This window comes from Ktedonosporobacter rubrisoli, assembly GCF_004208415.1.
In the GTDB taxonomy this organism is placed as follows: Bacteria; Chloroflexota; Ktedonobacteria; order Ktedonobacterales; family Ktedonobacteraceae; genus Ktedonosporobacter; species Ktedonosporobacter rubrisoli.
In genome coordinates, this window is the sequence record NZ_CP035758.1 from 5,616,342 (window position 1) to 5,631,480 (window position 15,139).

The 15,139-nt window shown below is 50.5% G+C and carries 19 protein-coding genes and 1 tRNA gene; 13 read left to right on the forward strand and 7 right to left on the reverse strand.

The annotated features are described in order from the left end of the window. Nucleotides 1-84 precede the first annotated feature (84 nt). Nucleotides 85-588 carry a pyridoxamine 5'-phosphate oxidase family protein gene (locus tag EPA93_RS24405; RefSeq protein WP_242527487.1) on the forward strand — a complete coding sequence of 168 codons (504 nt, stop codon included), beginning with the start codon at nt 85-87 and terminating at the stop codon, nt 586-588. 351 nt (nt 589-939) lie between these two features. Further along, complete coding sequence (locus tag EPA93_RS24410) at nt 940-1,503, forward strand: dihydrofolate reductase family protein (RefSeq protein WP_129890007.1); 564 nt, start codon at nt 940-942, stop codon at nt 1,501-1,503. Nucleotides 1,504-1,643: 140 nt separating this feature from the next. On the opposite strand, the gene EPA93_RS24415 is transcribed toward EPA93_RS24410, so the two are convergent. After that, on the reverse strand, nt 1,644-2,003 hold the full coding sequence (locus EPA93_RS24415) for a hypothetical protein (RefSeq protein ID WP_129890008.1): 360 nt from the start codon (nt 2,001-2,003) through the stop codon (nt 1,644-1,646). 280 nt (nt 2,004-2,283) lie between these two features. Between EPA93_RS24415 and EPA93_RS24420 the strand changes: the two genes are divergently transcribed. The 5 genes from EPA93_RS24420 to EPA93_RS24435 all read left to right on the forward strand — a co-directional run bounded on the left by EPA93_RS24420 (nt 2,284) and on the right by EPA93_RS24435 (nt 5,141). Beyond that, nucleotides 2,284-2,829, forward strand: coding sequence for a helix-turn-helix domain-containing protein (locus tag EPA93_RS24420; RefSeq protein WP_129890009.1), 546 nt, complete (start codon nt 2,284-2,286; stop codon nt 2,827-2,829). Further along, nucleotides 2,822-2,952 (forward strand) — tRNA-OTHER (locus tag EPA93_RS48550). The genes EPA93_RS24420 and EPA93_RS48550 overlap by 8 nt, the downstream gene beginning before the upstream one ends. A 37-nt stretch (nt 2,953-2,989) precedes the next feature. Next, complete coding sequence (locus tag EPA93_RS24425; protein ID WP_129890010.1) at nt 2,990-3,373, forward strand: hypothetical protein; 384 nt, start codon at nt 2,990-2,992, stop codon at nt 3,371-3,373. A 165-nt stretch (nt 3,374-3,538) separates the two neighbouring features. Continuing rightward, nucleotides 3,539-4,111, forward strand: a complete 573-nt coding sequence (locus tag EPA93_RS24430; RefSeq protein ID WP_129890011.1) for a TetR/AcrR family transcriptional regulator — start codon at nt 3,539-3,541, stop codon at nt 4,109-4,111. Nucleotides 4,112-4,217: 106 nt separating this feature from the next. After that, nucleotides 4,218-5,141, forward strand: a complete 924-nt coding sequence (locus EPA93_RS24435; RefSeq protein ID WP_129890012.1) for an SDR family NAD(P)-dependent oxidoreductase — start codon at nt 4,218-4,220, stop codon at nt 5,139-5,141. On the opposite strand, the gene EPA93_RS24440 is transcribed toward EPA93_RS24435, so the two are convergent. Both EPA93_RS24440 and EPA93_RS24445 read right to left on the reverse strand, forming a co-directional pair. After that, complete coding sequence (locus EPA93_RS24440) at nt 5,118-5,399, reverse strand: hypothetical protein (RefSeq protein ID WP_129890013.1); 282 nt, start codon at nt 5,397-5,399, stop codon at nt 5,118-5,120. The two genes, EPA93_RS24435 and EPA93_RS24440, sit on opposite strands and share 24 nt — an antisense overlap. 374 nt (nt 5,400-5,773) lie before the next feature. Further along, nucleotides 5,774-6,313, reverse strand: coding sequence for a TetR/AcrR family transcriptional regulator (locus EPA93_RS24445; protein WP_129890014.1), 540 nt, complete (start codon nt 6,311-6,313; stop codon nt 5,774-5,776). A gap of 194 nt (nt 6,314-6,507) precedes the next feature. Here EPA93_RS24445 and EPA93_RS24450 point away from each other — a divergent pair, with 194 nt between their 5' ends. Beyond that, nucleotides 6,508-7,191: an antibiotic biosynthesis monooxygenase family protein gene (locus EPA93_RS24450; RefSeq protein WP_165423365.1), complete on the forward strand. Its 684-nt coding sequence runs from the start codon at nt 6,508-6,510 to the stop codon at nt 7,189-7,191. 21 nt (nt 7,192-7,212) lie between these two features. On the opposite strand, the gene EPA93_RS24455 is transcribed toward EPA93_RS24450, so the two are convergent. Further along, the gene (locus tag EPA93_RS24455; RefSeq protein WP_129890016.1) at nt 7,213-7,749 is read right to left on the reverse strand and encodes a hypothetical protein; all 537 of its coding nucleotides are present in this window, start codon (nt 7,747-7,749) and stop codon (nt 7,213-7,215) included. A gap of 431 nt (nt 7,750-8,180) precedes the next feature. On the opposite strand from EPA93_RS24455, the gene EPA93_RS24460 reads away from it, so the two are divergent. Together EPA93_RS24460 and EPA93_RS24465 are read left to right on the forward strand one after the other, a co-directional pair. Further along, nucleotides 8,181-9,923, forward strand: coding sequence for an ISL3 family transposase (locus EPA93_RS24460; RefSeq protein ID WP_165423366.1), 1,743 nt, complete (start codon nt 8,181-8,183; stop codon nt 9,921-9,923). Between the two features lie 281 nt (nt 9,924-10,204). After that, entirely contained in the window at nt 10,205-10,867 is a 663-nt protein-coding gene (locus tag EPA93_RS24465; protein ID WP_129890018.1) for a helix-turn-helix domain-containing protein, read from the forward strand. Between the two features lie 176 nt (nt 10,868-11,043). Here EPA93_RS24465 and EPA93_RS24470 read toward each other — a convergent pair whose 3' ends face one another. After that, nucleotides 11,044-11,649 carry an AAA family ATPase gene (locus tag EPA93_RS24470; RefSeq protein WP_207229653.1) on the reverse strand — a complete coding sequence of 202 codons (606 nt, stop codon included), beginning with the start codon at nt 11,647-11,649 and terminating at the stop codon, nt 11,044-11,046. A 136-nt stretch (nt 11,650-11,785) separates the two neighbouring features. Between EPA93_RS24470 and EPA93_RS24475 the strand changes: the two genes are divergently transcribed. The 3 genes from EPA93_RS24475 to EPA93_RS24485 all read left to right on the forward strand — a co-directional run bounded on the left by EPA93_RS24475 (nt 11,786) and on the right by EPA93_RS24485 (nt 13,978). After that, entirely contained in the window at nt 11,786-12,037 is a 252-nt protein-coding gene (locus EPA93_RS24475; RefSeq protein WP_129890019.1) for a hypothetical protein, read from the forward strand. 99 nt (nt 12,038-12,136) lie between these two features. Then, on the forward strand, nt 12,137-12,508 hold the full coding sequence (locus EPA93_RS24480) for a hypothetical protein (protein ID WP_129890020.1): 372 nt from the start codon (nt 12,137-12,139) through the stop codon (nt 12,506-12,508). A gap of 246 nt (nt 12,509-12,754) precedes the next feature. Then, complete coding sequence (locus EPA93_RS24485) at nt 12,755-13,978, forward strand: cytochrome P450 (protein ID WP_129890021.1); 1,224 nt, start codon at nt 12,755-12,757, stop codon at nt 13,976-13,978. Here the strand turns inward: EPA93_RS24485 and EPA93_RS24490 are convergent. Both EPA93_RS24490 and trxA read right to left on the reverse strand, forming a co-directional pair. Beyond that, nucleotides 13,970-14,161: a hypothetical protein gene (locus EPA93_RS24490; protein ID WP_129890022.1), complete on the reverse strand. Its 192-nt coding sequence runs from the start codon at nt 14,159-14,161 to the stop codon at nt 13,970-13,972. The two genes, EPA93_RS24485 and EPA93_RS24490, sit on opposite strands and share 9 nt — an antisense overlap. A gap of 261 nt (nt 14,162-14,422) precedes the next feature. Continuing rightward, the gene (trxA, locus tag EPA93_RS24495) at nt 14,423-14,749 is read right to left on the reverse strand and encodes a thioredoxin (RefSeq protein WP_129890023.1); all 327 of its coding nucleotides are present in this window, start codon (nt 14,747-14,749) and stop codon (nt 14,423-14,425) included. Nucleotides 14,750-15,139: the final 390 nt, after the last annotated feature.

A 15,139-nucleotide genomic window follows, 5' to 3' on the forward strand; every position in this document is an offset into this window, starting at 1 on the left:
TCAAATCACTTGCAAATTGCAAGCAAACAGAAGGAAACCCATCAGAAGAAAAATGGGAATGCTACCCAAGCATGGAAGGAGACCATGATGCCAAGTAAACAAGGAGATGTTAGCTTGCTTTTAGAGCCGGTTGCCCAGCAATTGTTACAGATAAAGGGTCCGGCCCATCTTGCCTACAACTGGCGCGACGGCACGCCCCGCGTCATCCCCATGGGGTTTCATTGGAACGGACAGGAAATCGTGATGGCAAGCGAGGCACATTCTCCCAAAACGAAGGTGCTCACCACCGGCGCAAAGGTGGCAGTGAGCATCGGCCAGGACTTTGCGGCCTCCAAGCTTCTCCTCATTCGTGGGACGGTCCGTGCCGACACTGTTGACGGCATCGCACCAGAGTATACAACCCTGATCCACCGTATGATGAGCCAGGAAGACGCAGAGGCTTTGCTCAAGGAAGCGGCTCGCATCTATCGTCAGATGGCACGCTTCTTCATCCATCCCGACTGGGTTGGACTCCTGGACTTTGAAACGCGCTCGCCCAGTTCGGTTGAGCGTGCGGCTAAACGAGCTGGCAATCAGCACGAAGACTAAGCAGGTCGGAGCCGCCAAGAGTGAGCAATCGACAGCACATGAGCAGCTTTTCTCTATAGTTTTCTGCCAATCACGCCAAATGCTGAAGTCGATTGCAAGCCCAGAGATGATGGAGACGAGCAGGTTCCCGCGTGATATGCTGGCCGTCTTCACTTCCAAAGACGGTATCTCGTTTTTCGCTGGTTGAGCAAACATCAATAGCTGAGGTGTTCACTCGTCACGTGTAACGCAATCACTCTTCGTGCTTACTACCAGTAAAGCAAGATAGAAGAAGAGGTTTTCGCGTGCTGGGTGGAGTGTATTATTGCTTACAACAGGTAAGCAAGTAGTATTCATAGAAGGAGAACAAACATGAGAAAGCTTTGGGTGAAGGCGTGGCTGACCCTGGATGGAGTCTTTGATGTGGAGACGATGGATCACTGGTGGCCTCCAAAGGGTGAGACTGCTGCGGATTATGCGAAGAGGACAGACTACATTACTGAAGAGTACTCCAAAGGCGATGCGTATCTGCTGGGACGGACCACCTATGAAATGCTCTGGCCGGCCTGGTCCACCCAAACCGATACAGTTGGCTCAATCCTCAACAGCATGCAAAAATATGTGGTCTCGACCACGCTTGAAAGCGCTCCCTGGAAGGAATCCACCATCATCAGAGAAAATGTGGTGGAAGAAATCCGCAAGCTGAAAGAGCAGCCGGGCAAAGATATCATTATCGATGGCAGTGCCGCGCTTGTCCACTCGCTGATGGGAACTGATCTCATCGATGAGTATCACCTCTTGATTGTGTCCTACACCATGGGAAGGGGAAGACGCTTCTTCCCAGACGGGATGCCTCCGACGAAACTACAGCTTGTCGAAAGCAAGAGGCTTAGTTCCGAGACCCTTGCTCTTGTCTACCAGTCGGACAAAGACTAACCACCTGGTTTTAGGGATTACATAGTTGACCACAAATGGCGGCCCGATGCCCTGCTCGTCTCAGCAAGGTATCGGGCAAACTTTCTTACTCACGTTATGCCCATGCAGGCATGAATCTATGCTAAAAGTTCAAACTACAATCACTTTTTCCGGCGATAAGTTTTGTGGATGCTAAACTCTTCAGGGATTTCGCAATAGGGAATATCTTGATAGGGAACCCAAAGCGCGGCCTCGCGCAAAACTTCGAAGGCCACGGTCATCAAGTCTTCGGCGGCATGCACTAGCGAGTGCGCGTTGGGATGCTCGGCGGCGTGCTGGAACCAGGATAGCGCCTGAATGGTCTGGCTCTGCAGTTCCATCCAGCGCTCCCAGCTTATGGTGTAAAATAGCTTCGGCGGTTCTACGTCCATATCATCGTTTTCAATTCCAGTCATCTCGTCGTCAGTATGCTTGCTAGCCTCGTCTTTCCAATCCTCATGCAAAACGTCCTTGATAGCCATGCATATGCTCCTTTTCCAAACTACCCATATTTGACTGTATCGCTTTGTTGACTGTGACGATGATCCAGTGCTTTCCAAAAAGGGATTGTTAAGGGGGCCGCGACCTAGCGGATTCGCCCTTAACCGAGGGCCTGGGGCGCGAGCCCCAGAATTCAGTGCTACCTCTGAAAACTCATGGATCTTTGCCGATGTGAACAGTATAACATACTTTCCCACCTTAATGTAAGGGGAACATTAGACTTCTGTATTATAAGACACGACAACTTTAAACTATTTAATTATGGATGAAGAAGAAGTGGTAATTCCTGATTATCCTGGTCTTGTTTCAGTAGAGCAGGCCGCTAAGCAGATTGGCGTCCCTTCAAAGCGCGTATACACGTATATTCAGAAAGGGCACTTACGAGCAGTAAGGGTCTCAAATTTCATCCTGATTCCGACAGCAGAGCTAGAAAACTTTACGCGCAATATCTCCGGACGTCCGCGCAAAAAGTCACCTGGATGGCGCATTCCGCCCGCTGATAATCTGATGCACATTATGATTATCGCTGTAAAGCTCAAGCCGGGCCAGATGGAGCGCCTGAAAGAGAAGCTGGCAGCGATCAAGCAGGCTGGCAGCTATAATTTTCCGGGCACGATTGCACGCTACATCACAAGCGACGACGACAGGCCGGGCCAGATCGAGATAGAGCTGGTCTGGCGAGGCGCGATCATGCCCGATGAGCAGACGCGCGAAAAGGAGCTAGAGGCTTTTCGGCGCGAGCTGGCCGACGTGCTGGATTGGAGCAGCGCGCACTATAGCAGTCGTACGATCCTTATGCACGCCTGATCCGCTGGTAAATGCGCTGCAGGGCTAGCAGCTTTCCCCCCTTTCCAATCTGTCTAATAAAGCGAGAATGAGCATATCTGGCTTCGAGCCAGGTGATCGCAAGTTCGGATCTTGCCGGGCGTACAATATCAGCTCACAGAAAATGAGGTACACGAAGCACATGGTTAATATTATTGTTCATGAAGATTGCGGCAACGCGCCAAAGAAATTATTTTTAAAAGATTTTCTCGTCGCCGCTGTCAGAAACGACAGCGATTTTATTACCCGCAACACTACCGACGATATTTGCTGGAACCTGGTAGGCAGCCGGAACATCAGCGGGAAACAGGAAGTTCTTCCAGAACTTCAACGCTTGAGGAGTGCTGAGGTTACGGAACTAATCATCACGACCATCGTCACGCACGGCTACCACGGCGCAGCCAATGGCTTCCTGAAGTTCAAAGATGGAAAGACTATAGCTTTCTGTGACGTCTACCAGTTTCGGGCCTCAACTAACAATGCGCCCATAAAAGCTATCACAACATATGCGATTGAGTTGCCATAAAGGTAGGCAACCAGCCAGCTTTAAGAGTTACCTGAGCGGGAAAGTGCTGCTTGCCCCCTGTTTTTGCTTTGCTGCCAACTTTGGAAAAACTCAAGCTTGCAATACTATTTCATTTAGCTTATACTGAGTAAGTACTCAGTCTTTTATTCTAGTAGGTGAGATCATATGGCGCGACCCAAAAGTCAAGATAAGCGAAGGTCCATCCTTGCGGCGGCAATCGAAGTTATTGCCGAGCAGGGTTTGAGCGTTCCTACCTCCAAAATCGCCAGGGTGGCCGGAGTCTCGGAAGGCTCACTATTCACCTACTTCGAGACTAAAGACACGCTGCTCAATGAACTGTACCTGGAATTGAAGGCCGAAGTGCGCGCGAACATGCTTGTCAACTATCCCGCCCAGGCAGATTTAAAGGTTCGTGCTCGTCACCTCTGGGATCAATATGTCAGGTTAGGCATCAGCCATCCCGACAAATACAAAGTCATCACCCAGCTTAGCGTTTCCCATCACATTTGGGAACAGAGCAAGCGCCGGGGCATGGAAGGATACGAGGCCGTCCATGCAATGATTCAAGAGCTCTTTGCCTATGGGGCTCTCAAGGATCAGCCATTTGAATTTGGCACGGCCTTACTCTTATCACTCATGAACATGACCATTGAATTCATCGCCCAACATCCCTCGGAGGCAGAGCGTTTCTGGGATGCTGGCTTTACAGCTTTCTGGAATGCAGTAACGGCTCCCTAAAAATTTTCTCATTAAATGAGTAATTAGTCACTCATTTAACAGATCAACAACCGCCGCACCCTGGCTAGCTATCATCGTCTTCTTGTTTAAGAAAGGAAGCTATCTCATGGCACTCATTATCACGCCGTTTGGGCCTCACTCCACAGCCGCCGAGGTTTCCCGAGGCATTGACCTGTCCGGCAAGCAGGTCATCGTTACGGGAGCCACATCGGGTATCGGTATAGAAACGGCGCGAGCGCTGGCCAACATTGGTGCAGATGTCACGCTGGCTGTGCGGAACACATATAAGGGAGCCAGAGTTGCTTCTAGCATCATGGCCACTACTGCTAACCGAAACATTCACGTTGCCCAGCTCGATTTAGCCAATCGGGCCTCCATCGCCGCCTTCGTTGCTGCATGGGACAAACCATTGTATGTGTTAGTCAACAATGCCGGGATCTTCGCTCCAGCTGAGCCGCGTACGCCTGAGGGCTGGGATCAGCAGTTTGTGACCAATTATCTTGGCCATTTTGCTCTGACGCTGGGCCTGCACAGTGCTCTGGAAGCTTCAGGTACCTCGCGCATTGTAAGCGTCAGTTCGAGCGGGCATCTGTATTCGCCAGTAGACTTCAACGATATCCATTTCATATCCCGTCCATACAATCCCTATGACGCCTATAGACAGTCCAAGACTGCCAATGTACTATTCGCCGTTGAGGCCTCGAAGCGTTGGAAAACTTCCGGCATCACGGCGAACGCCATAAATCCCGGCGCGATCAAAACAAACCTCACAAGTCACATAGACACAACTGGCATCAATCTTGCTGAGTTTTCGTGGAAAACGCCCGAGCAGGGGGCGGCCACGTCGGTCTTCGTAGCTACATCATCCCTATTGGCGGGAATCGGCGGCCGTTACTTTGAGGACTGCAACGAAGCCGGCCTGCATCAGCCTGGCACCAAAACTGGCGTCGCAGCCTATGCAATTGATCCCGGGCTGGCCTCGCAGCTCTGGGACATCTCGCTCGACCTACTCAACGACTGGCATCCATAGCGCCGGTTTAGCAGGCGCCAGGGAAAGAAGCCAGATCCAGAGCGCCTTTCCCTGGAGATGCCCCTCGCTATCTCTGCATGCCGTACTTTCTCCCCAACCTTCGCACATTTGACCAGCTTCACCGATTACCCCACGATTACAGATTGTTACCAGACTGTTACCCGGTGTTACCCGCGCGTAACAAAATGCTACCAGACCACGAATATGCATAACTGCGCAGTAATATTCTGTTACCCCACGATTACAAACTGTTATCATTTCGTTACCCGGTGTTACCCGCGCGTAACAAAATGCTACCTCGCCGTAACGCTATCAAGCCAGAGCTGATTACAAGCTGAAACCTAACAGATAGGGAAAAAGTGCTCTCTTTTCAGCAATCGTTTCCCAAAGGAGGTATAGTTTTCCTTGCACATAAACATGCCCCTTCAAGGCGAAGCGGCATTGTCCATTCCAGATGTGGTTTGCCAGCCAGTTTGTCCTCATTGGACAGGATATGGGTCAAAAAGAATCTGGACAAGATCTGGGTCAATTTTAGAAAGGTGCCCATCTTTACAAATCTTGCGCATGAAGTCGGCTCCATTACCGATTCTTACGCTTTTCTCGCGTTGGTGAAGACCGTTCCTTCTCAGGAGTCACGTCGGGCGAGTGAGTTCCTCTAGTCGCCCCACGATACGACGGCGCTCCTCAAGCGTAAAGGTGTTCATGGCGAAGAGGCCATTGAGCCAGAACGCATGGGAGGCGAGGCGCACAATCGCTGCGGTGGTAAAATCGAGTTCCTCTTCGGTCCTGCGCTGCCAACTCTCTAAATGGGCGCGCAGAGGATCAAGGAGGTGCGGATCATAGGCAATGGCTGCCAGCAAGGCGGAAAAAATGACCGTTGCTTCTTCATCCATTTTTAAGCTGCTACGCACATAGGCTCGTGTAAAGCGACCCTGTGGTTCCGGGTCATTGGCCTCGTCCTCTGCTAACAGGCGCTCAAATTGCTCAAGGAATCGTGCGAGCATCCCTTGAATGAGAGCTTCTTTGCTGGCAAAATGATAGAGGATTCCTCCTCGACTCATTCCAGCCTCTTTCGCTACCTGCGCAATGGTGAGGCGCTTCACTCCCAACTGCTCGATCACGCGTTCCGCTGCCGTGAGGATAGCCCCGCGTGCATTGGTTGTCTCACTCATACTGTTCTCCAGAACATCCTTCGTCCGACACTTGACTGTACCGGATATCCGGTACTACAATACAACGACAGACCGGATATTCGGTACAGTCTATCATGCTTGCACCTGTCGTGCAAGCTGTGAACAGGCGAGCGATGATCAAAGCAGAAAATCTGCCCGATGGATCGGATATGTTCGCTAGAGGAGGAATACCCATGCAGGACGAAACGAAAGTAGAGAGAGAGAGACATGTGCTGACCCTTGCACCAGGCGATCAGTTGACGGGTCTCAGTGTCTTTCAGATTGATCAACCACACCAGCACATCCTAGTTCAGGTCGCAGAAGTGACCGCCAGGCAGGGAAAAGCGCATGCAGGCATCCAGGGCTGCGCCATCTTTCGTGCTCTTGGCAAAGGCGATGTGGCAGTGTTGACTCAATGGCTGAGCCAGGGAGCCTGCACTCAGGCCGAGCCGACCCTCCTCAAGCCACCTGAGCAGGATCTGTACCAGGTCGTCTGGAATGATCATATCAGCGGCCAACGGACTTCACGTATTGCTCTAGAGGATGGGCTTTTTCACTTCATCAATGTCTTCCGCCTGACGCCGAGGAAACGCCATGAGTTCATCCAATATTTTCAGCATCTCTCTCGCATTGTGCGGGTGCAACCAGGATATATCTCCTCGAATCTGCTGATCAGCCTGGATGGATTCCACGCGGTGAATGTCGGGCAGTTCCAAACCCAACACGATTTCCAGGCGATGCTCCGAAAGCCTCGCGTGGCTATGGGTTTCGCTCAGGGAGTCCTGCGCCGAATTGTGCCGGGGCCACCGCGTTTACGTCAGTACGCCTTGGTGATGGTGTCCTTGTCTGACACCGCTCACATGGAGCAAACAGGGTGAAAGAGAACGACGCTCGAACTCTCATGTGTGTATTGCCCAGGTTGTCCCTTGCCCGATCCACCAGGAGCCTTTTGACGCACGCTTGATGCGGAGGGACGTGTGAGAGGGGAACGAAATGGTTTCCCCTCGAACCGTGGCTTTTCTAGTGACACCACACTCAGGACACTGGAGTTTCTCAACCCTTGTCGCTGTTAATTGCGCAGGCCGAAGTGCCATAACAGCCCCTGAGAAGGAGCAGTTCTCTGTACTCCCTGTGCGAAGCTGTTCACCGACTTCAAGCCGTACTGGTTGTTGTTCGCCGATGCGAGATCCCTGGGTCATCTCCGACGCTGCCTGCGCTGGCACTGTTTGTTCTTGGACAGTTGCTCCATCCATATTCATCCCCAGTAACGCCCACAAGTGTTGCCACCGACTCGCTGTGTAATGCAGTTCTTGTTCGCCAGCCGCTGCCTCCAGGGCCATACTTTCACATTGAGCAATGGGGAGGGCGCATTCGGCAATCCGCTCAAAGAGGAGTTTGGTCTGCCCAGCGGCGATGGTTGCTGCCAATGCTCTCACTAACCAGTCTTTCAAGACCCTAATACAACCGAGCATGTCTTCATGGGTATGATCTCCCTCACGGAAATGTCTTGCGAAAAGTGGACCACAGAGAAGGCAAAAAACCTAGTTTTGACCCATATCCAAGATCGATAGTCCGCCATTTTCTGTGAAAAAGAGCCGTATGTTCGAGAAATGGACCACAGGACACATTATGGTTCAAAGAAAGTGCCACACACAGATATGCGTCAAAACGAGGACTGACTTGATTTTGCGAGGAACGTCAAGCAAGGATGAGAGCCAGATGGTGGACGGCATATGTGTCACTGGCGAGGACAAAGAGATGGTTCATACACAGCTTTGATGAAAACAGCGATTGCTTGCTTTTGATAGATAGAGAAGCAATGATATACTCTTCGTGAAAAATCGCTCACATGCACGAGGAGTTGACGATGGAAGGGACAACACTGCTCCCTCTTCCCGAAGGATTGCGAATGACAGAGCTTCGTCATCAGGAAAACGTATTGATTGTTGAGGTGCTTTCAGAGCAGGCACGAGTGCGATGCCCACTCTGCGGGCAGGAGTCAACTTCAGTACATAGCCGCTATCTACGCAGACTCAAGGATGTCCCCTGTGGCGGGCAGGCGGTTTGCCTCCATCTGAGAGTCCGTAAGTTCTTTTGCCAGAACCAGCAGTGCTCGCGCCATATTTTCACAGAGCGCCTGCCTAACTTTGTGGAACCCTGGGCGCAGATGACATACCGTCTGGTTCAAGCACTTCAAGCCATTGGGCTAGCTACATCGGGAAGTCTAGGAGCACGGCTTGCCTCGCGGTTGGGAGTTGCTACCTCATGGATGACCATTCTGCGCCGCGTTATGGCTCTTGCGACGCCTGATCCCCACTCGGTTACAACTCTGGGCATCGACGATTTTTCGTTTAAACGTGGGCGCAAATTCGGGACCATTCTTGTGGATTTAAGCACTCACCAGGTGATCGACCTGCTCCCGGAACGCTCTGCCGAGAGTGCTGCTGAATGGCTGCGTCGCTATCCAGAAATTCAGTACATAAGTCGGGACCGTGGCAAGGATTACGCGCAAGGCGCGAATTCAGGAGCACCGCAGGCAACCCAAATCTCGGATCGCTTTCACCTCATGCAAAACTTTGTCAAAGCTGTCGAGGCAGAAGTTGAGCGCTGTTACAAGTACATTCAACAGGCTCCCTCTCCTGATTTAAAAGATCCAAACTCAGGGCAACGAACTTCCGATAGCGACGAAGCAGATTACCTTTCAGGTAATAAACAAGAGATGTTTGAACAGGTCAAAGACCTCCTAGCACATGGGCATTCAGCCGCAGAGGTTGCCAAACAATTTGCCATTCCAGTACGCCGGGTCTATCACTGGAAAGCCAGAGAGGACTATCCTGCGGGTGAAGTAAAACGTACGAAACGTGCTGACCTCCTGGAGCGATGCGAGCACATACATCAGTTGCGGGCAGCAGGCTTTTCAAATCAAGAGATTGCCGAGCAACTTGCCATAAGTGAGCGAACGGTGCGACGCTGGCAAAAAAGACGAGTCGATGGTACGATCAATCAACCCAGGAGAAAACGGAGCGGCAGCTTCGGTCCTTATGCTCCTTATGTTCTCTCTCGTTGGCAGCAGGGGGAATGGTCTGTCGACCGCATTTTCCAGGAAATCCAAGCACAAGGCTTTTCAGGTTCTGTGCGCACTGTCTATCGATTTGTGAAGCCTCTGCGTCAAGACTTTATGCCCCTGCCGCATCCTCCACCTAGAGTCACTAGCCGAGTAACTATCCAGAATGCAACCTGGCTCTTGGTTCGTCCCTCTGAAAGTCTCAAGGCTGATGAGAAGGCCGATCTGGAGGAATTGTGTCATGCAAGTCCTGAGCTAGCAACACTCTCTCTCCTTGCCCAATCCTTTGGGAAAATGGTTCGCGGGCGAGAAGGGCATCGGCTCGCAGATTGGATGAAACAGGTGAGAGAGAGTTCTTTGCGTCATATCAAACGTTTCGCTAGCGGACTGCAACGGGATCAGGCGGAAGTCCTGGCAGGGCTGACACACAGCTTTTCCAATGGACAGGTAGAGGGCTTCGTCAATAAGCTCAAACTCATCAAGAGGCAGGGCTATGGACGCGCTTTATTCCGGCTGCTACGGCAATGTATGCTCCATACTCTTTAACCCTTGCTCTCGGTTGAGTCTGAAAGGAGAGCAAGATAAGCAAGCAATCGCTGTTTTCACCAAAGCTGTGTATGAACCCGATTGTCAAATCACACCAGAAAAGCGGGATTATAGACGGGAGGCCAATTCATCAGCGCGGCACCGAACACAAATATTTTCTATACTTCTCTATTCGTAACTGAAATCATCTTAATCAAGTCAAACTATTGTAAATTATGCTAAAATATGCTAGATTCAATTTATAGCAACTAAACAATACCATATATTATCAGGAGGAGATCATGGAACAACGATTACTGACCACTGAAGAGGTTGCAGAGTTCCTACGCCTCGATGTTGCCACGGTGAGAAAGCTAGTGAGCCGCGAACAGTTGGTAGCTTACCGGATCGCCGGGGAATATCGCTTCATGAAGGAAGATGTCGAAAGCTTCGTCAAGAGTCAACGCGTTATGGGCAAGAAAGAGCTACAGAAAAATTCCAAAGGTCCCTTTGAGCGCTTCACCGCACGTGCTGGTCAGGTTCTGTCGCTAGCGAGCACAGAAGCAAAACGCTATCACCAGCGCATGGTTAGCCCAGAACACATTCTGCTTGCCATTGTTTCCGAAGGGGAAGGTGTTGCCGCAAAAGCCCTCGCAGAACTGACCATTTCAGCCGAGCAGATCCGCCAGCACGTAGAAAAGCTCTCGCCTGCAGGAGAGGAGTCAGCGCCTGCACCAGCGGGATTAGGTCAGAAAAGCAAAGAGGTAATCACCTTAGCCGTAGAAGAAGCCAATGGTTTGAGCCATCATTATGTCGGAACAGAACATCTGCTTCTGGCATTACTTCGTGTCAATGCCCTGGCCAGGCGTGCCTTGAACGAGCTAGGTATCTCCTACGACAAAGCTCACGAACAGATCGTACGCCTTCTTGCTTCCGAGGATGGGAATCGCTCCTCACCTGCATAATGAGGCGGTAACCTGCGCTCCCATACCAATGTGTCATGCGCCCACTTTCAGCCCTCATAACAAGTATTTTGCGCTCCCAACTGTTGAGTTGGGCTGCGAGCTTCGTATATTTCTTTCCTGCCAACAGCTCAATCGTAGTACTAATTCCACTTACATTCTATTACCCGCCACTACCCTCAGTCTGCTTGAACGGCTTCTTGCCAATTGGCTGGCAGTTGGGAAACCCACACCTGAGTCATCCGTGGAGTCTGCAAGCGAATGATATCGAGATGTGCCCAGGTTGGATCATGCTGTGCCGCAAGGTAGCTCTTGCGCCTTTCTGAAGAGGTTTTGATCACCCAGGCAAGAAGAGAATCGCGAGCCAGCAGGGACCTCACAAGCGTTCCCCGGTTCCCATTCCAGAGTTCTTCGCCAGTCAAGCTGTGACGAACGCTTCGCCAGACAAGGCGCGGCACAACCACTCGTAGAGGGTAGTCAAGCCACACGACGGTATCCGCTCGCCCCCAGATGAGATCGCGTACGGCGTCGTAATTCCCATCGGTGATCCAGCACTCTGCATCGAGCACTTGAGCAACCCGTTCTCGAAACAGATGCGGTGAAACTCTTGTCCAATTGGCATCCCAGTACAGAGCATCCAACTCCACATGTGGCAGACCGAGCCGTCGCGCCAGTTGCCGTGCCAGCGTGGTTTTGCCAGAACCCTCCACACCAACAATGACAAGGCGCTGCAAACGTGTGAAAGCCGGAGGCGAGGAAGAATGTGGTGCATGCGTATCGCCCATACTTATCCTTTCTGGATCATGCAAGAGAATATGTGAGATATGAGTATAGCAGATAAGAAGACTTCTGTCACTTATTCTGCTCTTTGAAGCATAACAGGCTGTTTTATTACAGGCTCATCATCCTAAAGAGTGATGGATGGGTTCATTACTCACCATCATAGCTGCTCAGAATTGGCAAGCAGGGATTTTGAAAATTGCGATACCCATAGGCTTGTCACATCAACGCTTTGGTGCAATTGTTTTTGCCCTCGACAGAGCCCTTGGAAAGGCGAGCAGGCAAAAAGTGAAAAAGTTAGTAATAGAAATATCTATTAAGTTCCTTATCAATCTGCAGAAAGCAAAAAGCTGTTTCTTCATGAGCTTGACGAAACAGTGGATAAAGATGTAATGTAACAAAGGAGGCAGTTGTATATAAAATACCAAAAGAAGAGAGCTAGTGAAGATGATATCTGTTGAAAGAAAGTGGAAAAATGAAAGGAGAGGCTAAATGCCACGAAAGCGATCCCCAGGTTATTATGTGATCGCCCTTTTCTGTATACTCGGCTGCGTCGCACTCTTGCAAAGAGCATTTGGGCTGCTGTGGCTAGCACTGTTGCTGACGATACCGTTAGCGCTCTTACTGCTTGCTCCTCCGTCTGTACTTCATCGCCTGGGGCTGATGGCAGGAAATGTGAAGCGAGCATTTCGGCGTCGTCGCCAACCGTTCGTTCAAGATATGTACAGCGAAGAACAATCCTATGAACAAGGGTATCAGGCCAATTTGCACGATCCAGTGCAACAACAGCCAATCCTACAAGATTCTTTCGAAACTCCACAAGCACACTACCCACAACAGCTTCCCCCAATGCGTGGAGAATAGCGAAGCGGGTTTACCAAAGAAATTACTACTTGCACTTTTGCCACGCTTGATCCTTTCTCCAACGCGCTCGATTGTCCCCCTGCTAAGGAACTCTAGCCAATCTAATTAGGATTACCCATACTCTTTACCACTATCTCTTAGCGCTATCTTGATTGAAGCAACTATATAAAATATACTATACAAAGCATGCAAACAAACAGAATACAAGCTTTGTCCTAACACACAGAAAGGATTCGTGTGATAGCCTTGAATATATCAACTCCACCCAGCTTACAAGACGCTCTCTCTCCTCAACATCTCGATAATCCCTATCTCATTTATCAGCGCTTACGCGAGAACGATCCTGTTTATTGGGATAACAAAACACATGCATGGATTATCACAGGGTATGAGTACGCCATGATGATCTTACGCGATGCTCGCTGTTCCTCGCAACGTTCGCTCCTGTCCCTCAGGAGCATGTCTGAGCAACGCCTGCAGCAGATGGCGCCAGTCCTCTCAGTCCTCTCCAGACAAATGATCTTTATTGATCCACCTGACCATACGCGCCTGCGCAGGCTGGTCAACAAAGCCTTTACACCTGCGAGAGTCGAGATGATGCGCGCATTCATTCAACAACTGGTTAACCAACTCCTGGACACCCTCCAGGAAAAAGAGCACGTCGAAATTGTTAACGACTTCGCTTTTCCAATTCCAGCAACCGTTATCGCCCAACTTCTGGGAGTCCCGACCAATGATCAAAAACAATTTGCGACCTGGACCGACGCTTTTGGAGTATTGCTGGATGGTTCACCTCATACGGAGGAAGAGATGATGCAAGCGCTTTCTCTGGTTGCGGATTTCCTTGATTACTTTCGCCATCTTATTGCCGAGCGCCGTAATGCTCCACAGAACGATTTGATACAGGCCTTGCTCGTGACAGAAGAGCAGGGGGAAGTGCTGAGCGAAGAAGAGATCATTGGAAACTGCCTGTTACTATTCGCCGCCGGTCATGGGACCACGATCTATGGCATCAGTAACGGACTCTTTGCCCTGCTCCAACACCCGGATCAACTCCGTGCTGTGCAAAGCGATCCTTCCCTGATGACAGCAGCCGTGCAGGAACTTTTGCGCTATGAGAGCCCGGTTCAAGTCACCTCCAGACAAGCCAGAGAAGCTTTTATGCTTGGGAATAGACAGATCGCTGCTGGGGATCGGCTCATAGTTCACCTGGGGGCTGTCAACCATGATCCAGCCCAATTTCAGGAGCCAGACCAGCTTGACGTGCGGCGCTTTGCCTCACGAAATCTCGCGTTTGGGCATGGAATCCATTTCTGCCTGGGTTCTCCTCTGGCTCTCCTAGAAATAGAGATCGCTCTTACCACGCTGCTTACACGTTTCCCCAAAATTCAACTCACTTCCCAAACCCCACAATGGCATCCAGTACTCTCTTTTCGCCATCTTGTGGAGCTTCCCGTGAACTTACAGTAGAGCATCCTGCTTGCTCTGATAGTTGGTCAGTGTAGCCTCGGCCAGCGCGTAAAGCAGGCGATAAAATCGTCTATAGGTTTGCTTGAGCCTGGCTACCATTATGGGATGAAGTAAAGAAATTGGGGAGCGCCAAACTGAGGCTTTGCGCGTAAACCAGGGAAGAGCGTAAGAAGTGACTGGCATGCTCTCTACGCCTCCCTTTCTCCCCAGCATCAGCACATTTGACCCGCTTCACTGATTACGCCACGATTACAGATTGTTACCAGACTGTTACCCACACGTAACACTTTGTTACTTCCTCGTAACAGTTTGTTAACAGGCCATGATTACGTATGAATGCACAGTTACATTCTGTTACCTGCACATTCCATCTTGTTACTGGATGTTACGCGGCGCTGGCAAGGCGGAAGCGGGTCACGATCATCCTCGCCGCATGCTCTTGTCTTAACCCAGTGCTTGTGCAGACTTGAGAAGATTCTCCAATCCTTTAGGATTTGCTCCTACCAGGTCTCCTACCTTCTGTCCATTCTTAAAAACTATGAAAGTGGGCATGGCTCGTATGCCGACCTCCTGGGAAATCTTCTCTTGCGCATCTACATCGACCTTATAAAAATCTATCATACTAAACTCTGCCATACCGCTGAATTTTTCAAAAATGGGTGAGATCGCTCTACAAGGGGCACACCATGTGGCCCAAAAATCGATGGCACACGGTCTCCCACTATTAATCACGCTCTGAAACTCCGTAAAGCTATTGATCGGTTGTACCATTGTTTTCTCCCTCGCTCAAACATTTCTTTTTCCAGTATATCAAGTCGCCAAACCAGGTACCTGGTGCCCTCGTTTGTTGAGCCAGGCGGGGAGCATCATATATTTCTCTCCTGCCAACAGGCACAACCGTAGTATACCTCACAGATACATTCTATTGCCCATCATTACTCGTACGTAACAAAGTGTTACTTTCACATTACAGTTTGTTACCAGGCCATGATCTTGGAACCGTTACACCACCATTTCTCCCACGAATTGCGCGATTCGTGGGAGTCTGTAGCGAGCAGACGTCAATGGCCTTCATACCTGGCCTACGATATGGTATCCTGTCATTGGTAAACTAGCCAGGAAGGAGAAAAAGCGCAAAATGGTCCATTCTTGCCCTGAGGA

Excerpts from the sequence above, each read along its gene's own strand:
- EPA93_RS24440 (WP_129890013.1), bottom strand. The coding sequence starts at position 5,399 with ATGATAACAGTTTGTAATCGTGGGGTAACAGAATATTACTGCGCAGTT.
- EPA93_RS24445 (WP_129890014.1), bottom strand. The coding sequence starts at position 6,313 with ATGAGTGAGACAACCAATGCACGCGGGGCTATCCTCACGGCAGCGGAA.
- EPA93_RS24475 (WP_129890019.1), top strand. The coding sequence starts at position 11,786 with ATGGGTTCATTACTCACCATCATAGCTGCTCAGAATTGGCAAGCAGGG.
- EPA93_RS24425 (WP_129890010.1), top strand. The coding sequence starts at position 2,990 with ATGGTTAATATTATTGTTCATGAAGATTGCGGCAACGCGCCAAAGAAA.
- EPA93_RS24435 (WP_129890012.1), top strand. The coding sequence starts at position 4,218 with ATGGCACTCATTATCACGCCGTTTGGGCCTCACTCCACAGCCGCCGAG.
- EPA93_RS24430 (WP_129890011.1), top strand. The coding sequence starts at position 3,539 with ATGGCGCGACCCAAAAGTCAAGATAAGCGAAGGTCCATCCTTGCGGCG.
- EPA93_RS24415 (WP_129890008.1), bottom strand. The coding sequence starts at position 2,003 with ATGGCTATCAAGGACGTTTTGCATGAGGATTGGAAAGACGAGGCTAGC.
- EPA93_RS24490 (WP_129890022.1), bottom strand. The coding sequence starts at position 14,161 with ATGCCAGTCACTTCTTACGCTCTTCCCTGGTTTACGCGCAAAGCCTCA.
- EPA93_RS24410 (WP_129890007.1), top strand. The coding sequence starts at position 940 with ATGAGAAAGCTTTGGGTGAAGGCGTGGCTGACCCTGGATGGAGTCTTT.
- EPA93_RS24465 (WP_129890018.1), top strand. The coding sequence starts at position 10,205 with ATGGAACAACGATTACTGACCACTGAAGAGGTTGCAGAGTTCCTACGC.
- EPA93_RS24480 (WP_129890020.1), top strand. The coding sequence starts at position 12,137 with ATGCCACGAAAGCGATCCCCAGGTTATTATGTGATCGCCCTTTTCTGT.
- trxA (WP_129890023.1), bottom strand. The coding sequence starts at position 14,749 with ATGGTACAACCGATCAATAGCTTTACGGAGTTTCAGAGCGTGATTAAT.
- EPA93_RS24405 (WP_242527487.1), top strand. The coding sequence starts at position 85 with ATGATGCCAAGTAAACAAGGAGATGTTAGCTTGCTTTTAGAGCCGGTT.
- EPA93_RS24450 (WP_165423365.1), top strand. The coding sequence starts at position 6,508 with ATGCAGGACGAAACGAAAGTAGAGAGAGAGAGACATGTGCTGACCCTT.
- EPA93_RS24460 (WP_165423366.1), top strand. The coding sequence starts at position 8,181 with ATGGAAGGGACAACACTGCTCCCTCTTCCCGAAGGATTGCGAATGACA.
- EPA93_RS24420 (WP_129890009.1), top strand. The coding sequence starts at position 2,284 with ATGGATGAAGAAGAAGTGGTAATTCCTGATTATCCTGGTCTTGTTTCA.
- EPA93_RS24470 (WP_207229653.1), bottom strand. The coding sequence starts at position 11,649 with ATGGGCGATACGCATGCACCACATTCTTCCTCGCCTCCGGCTTTCACA.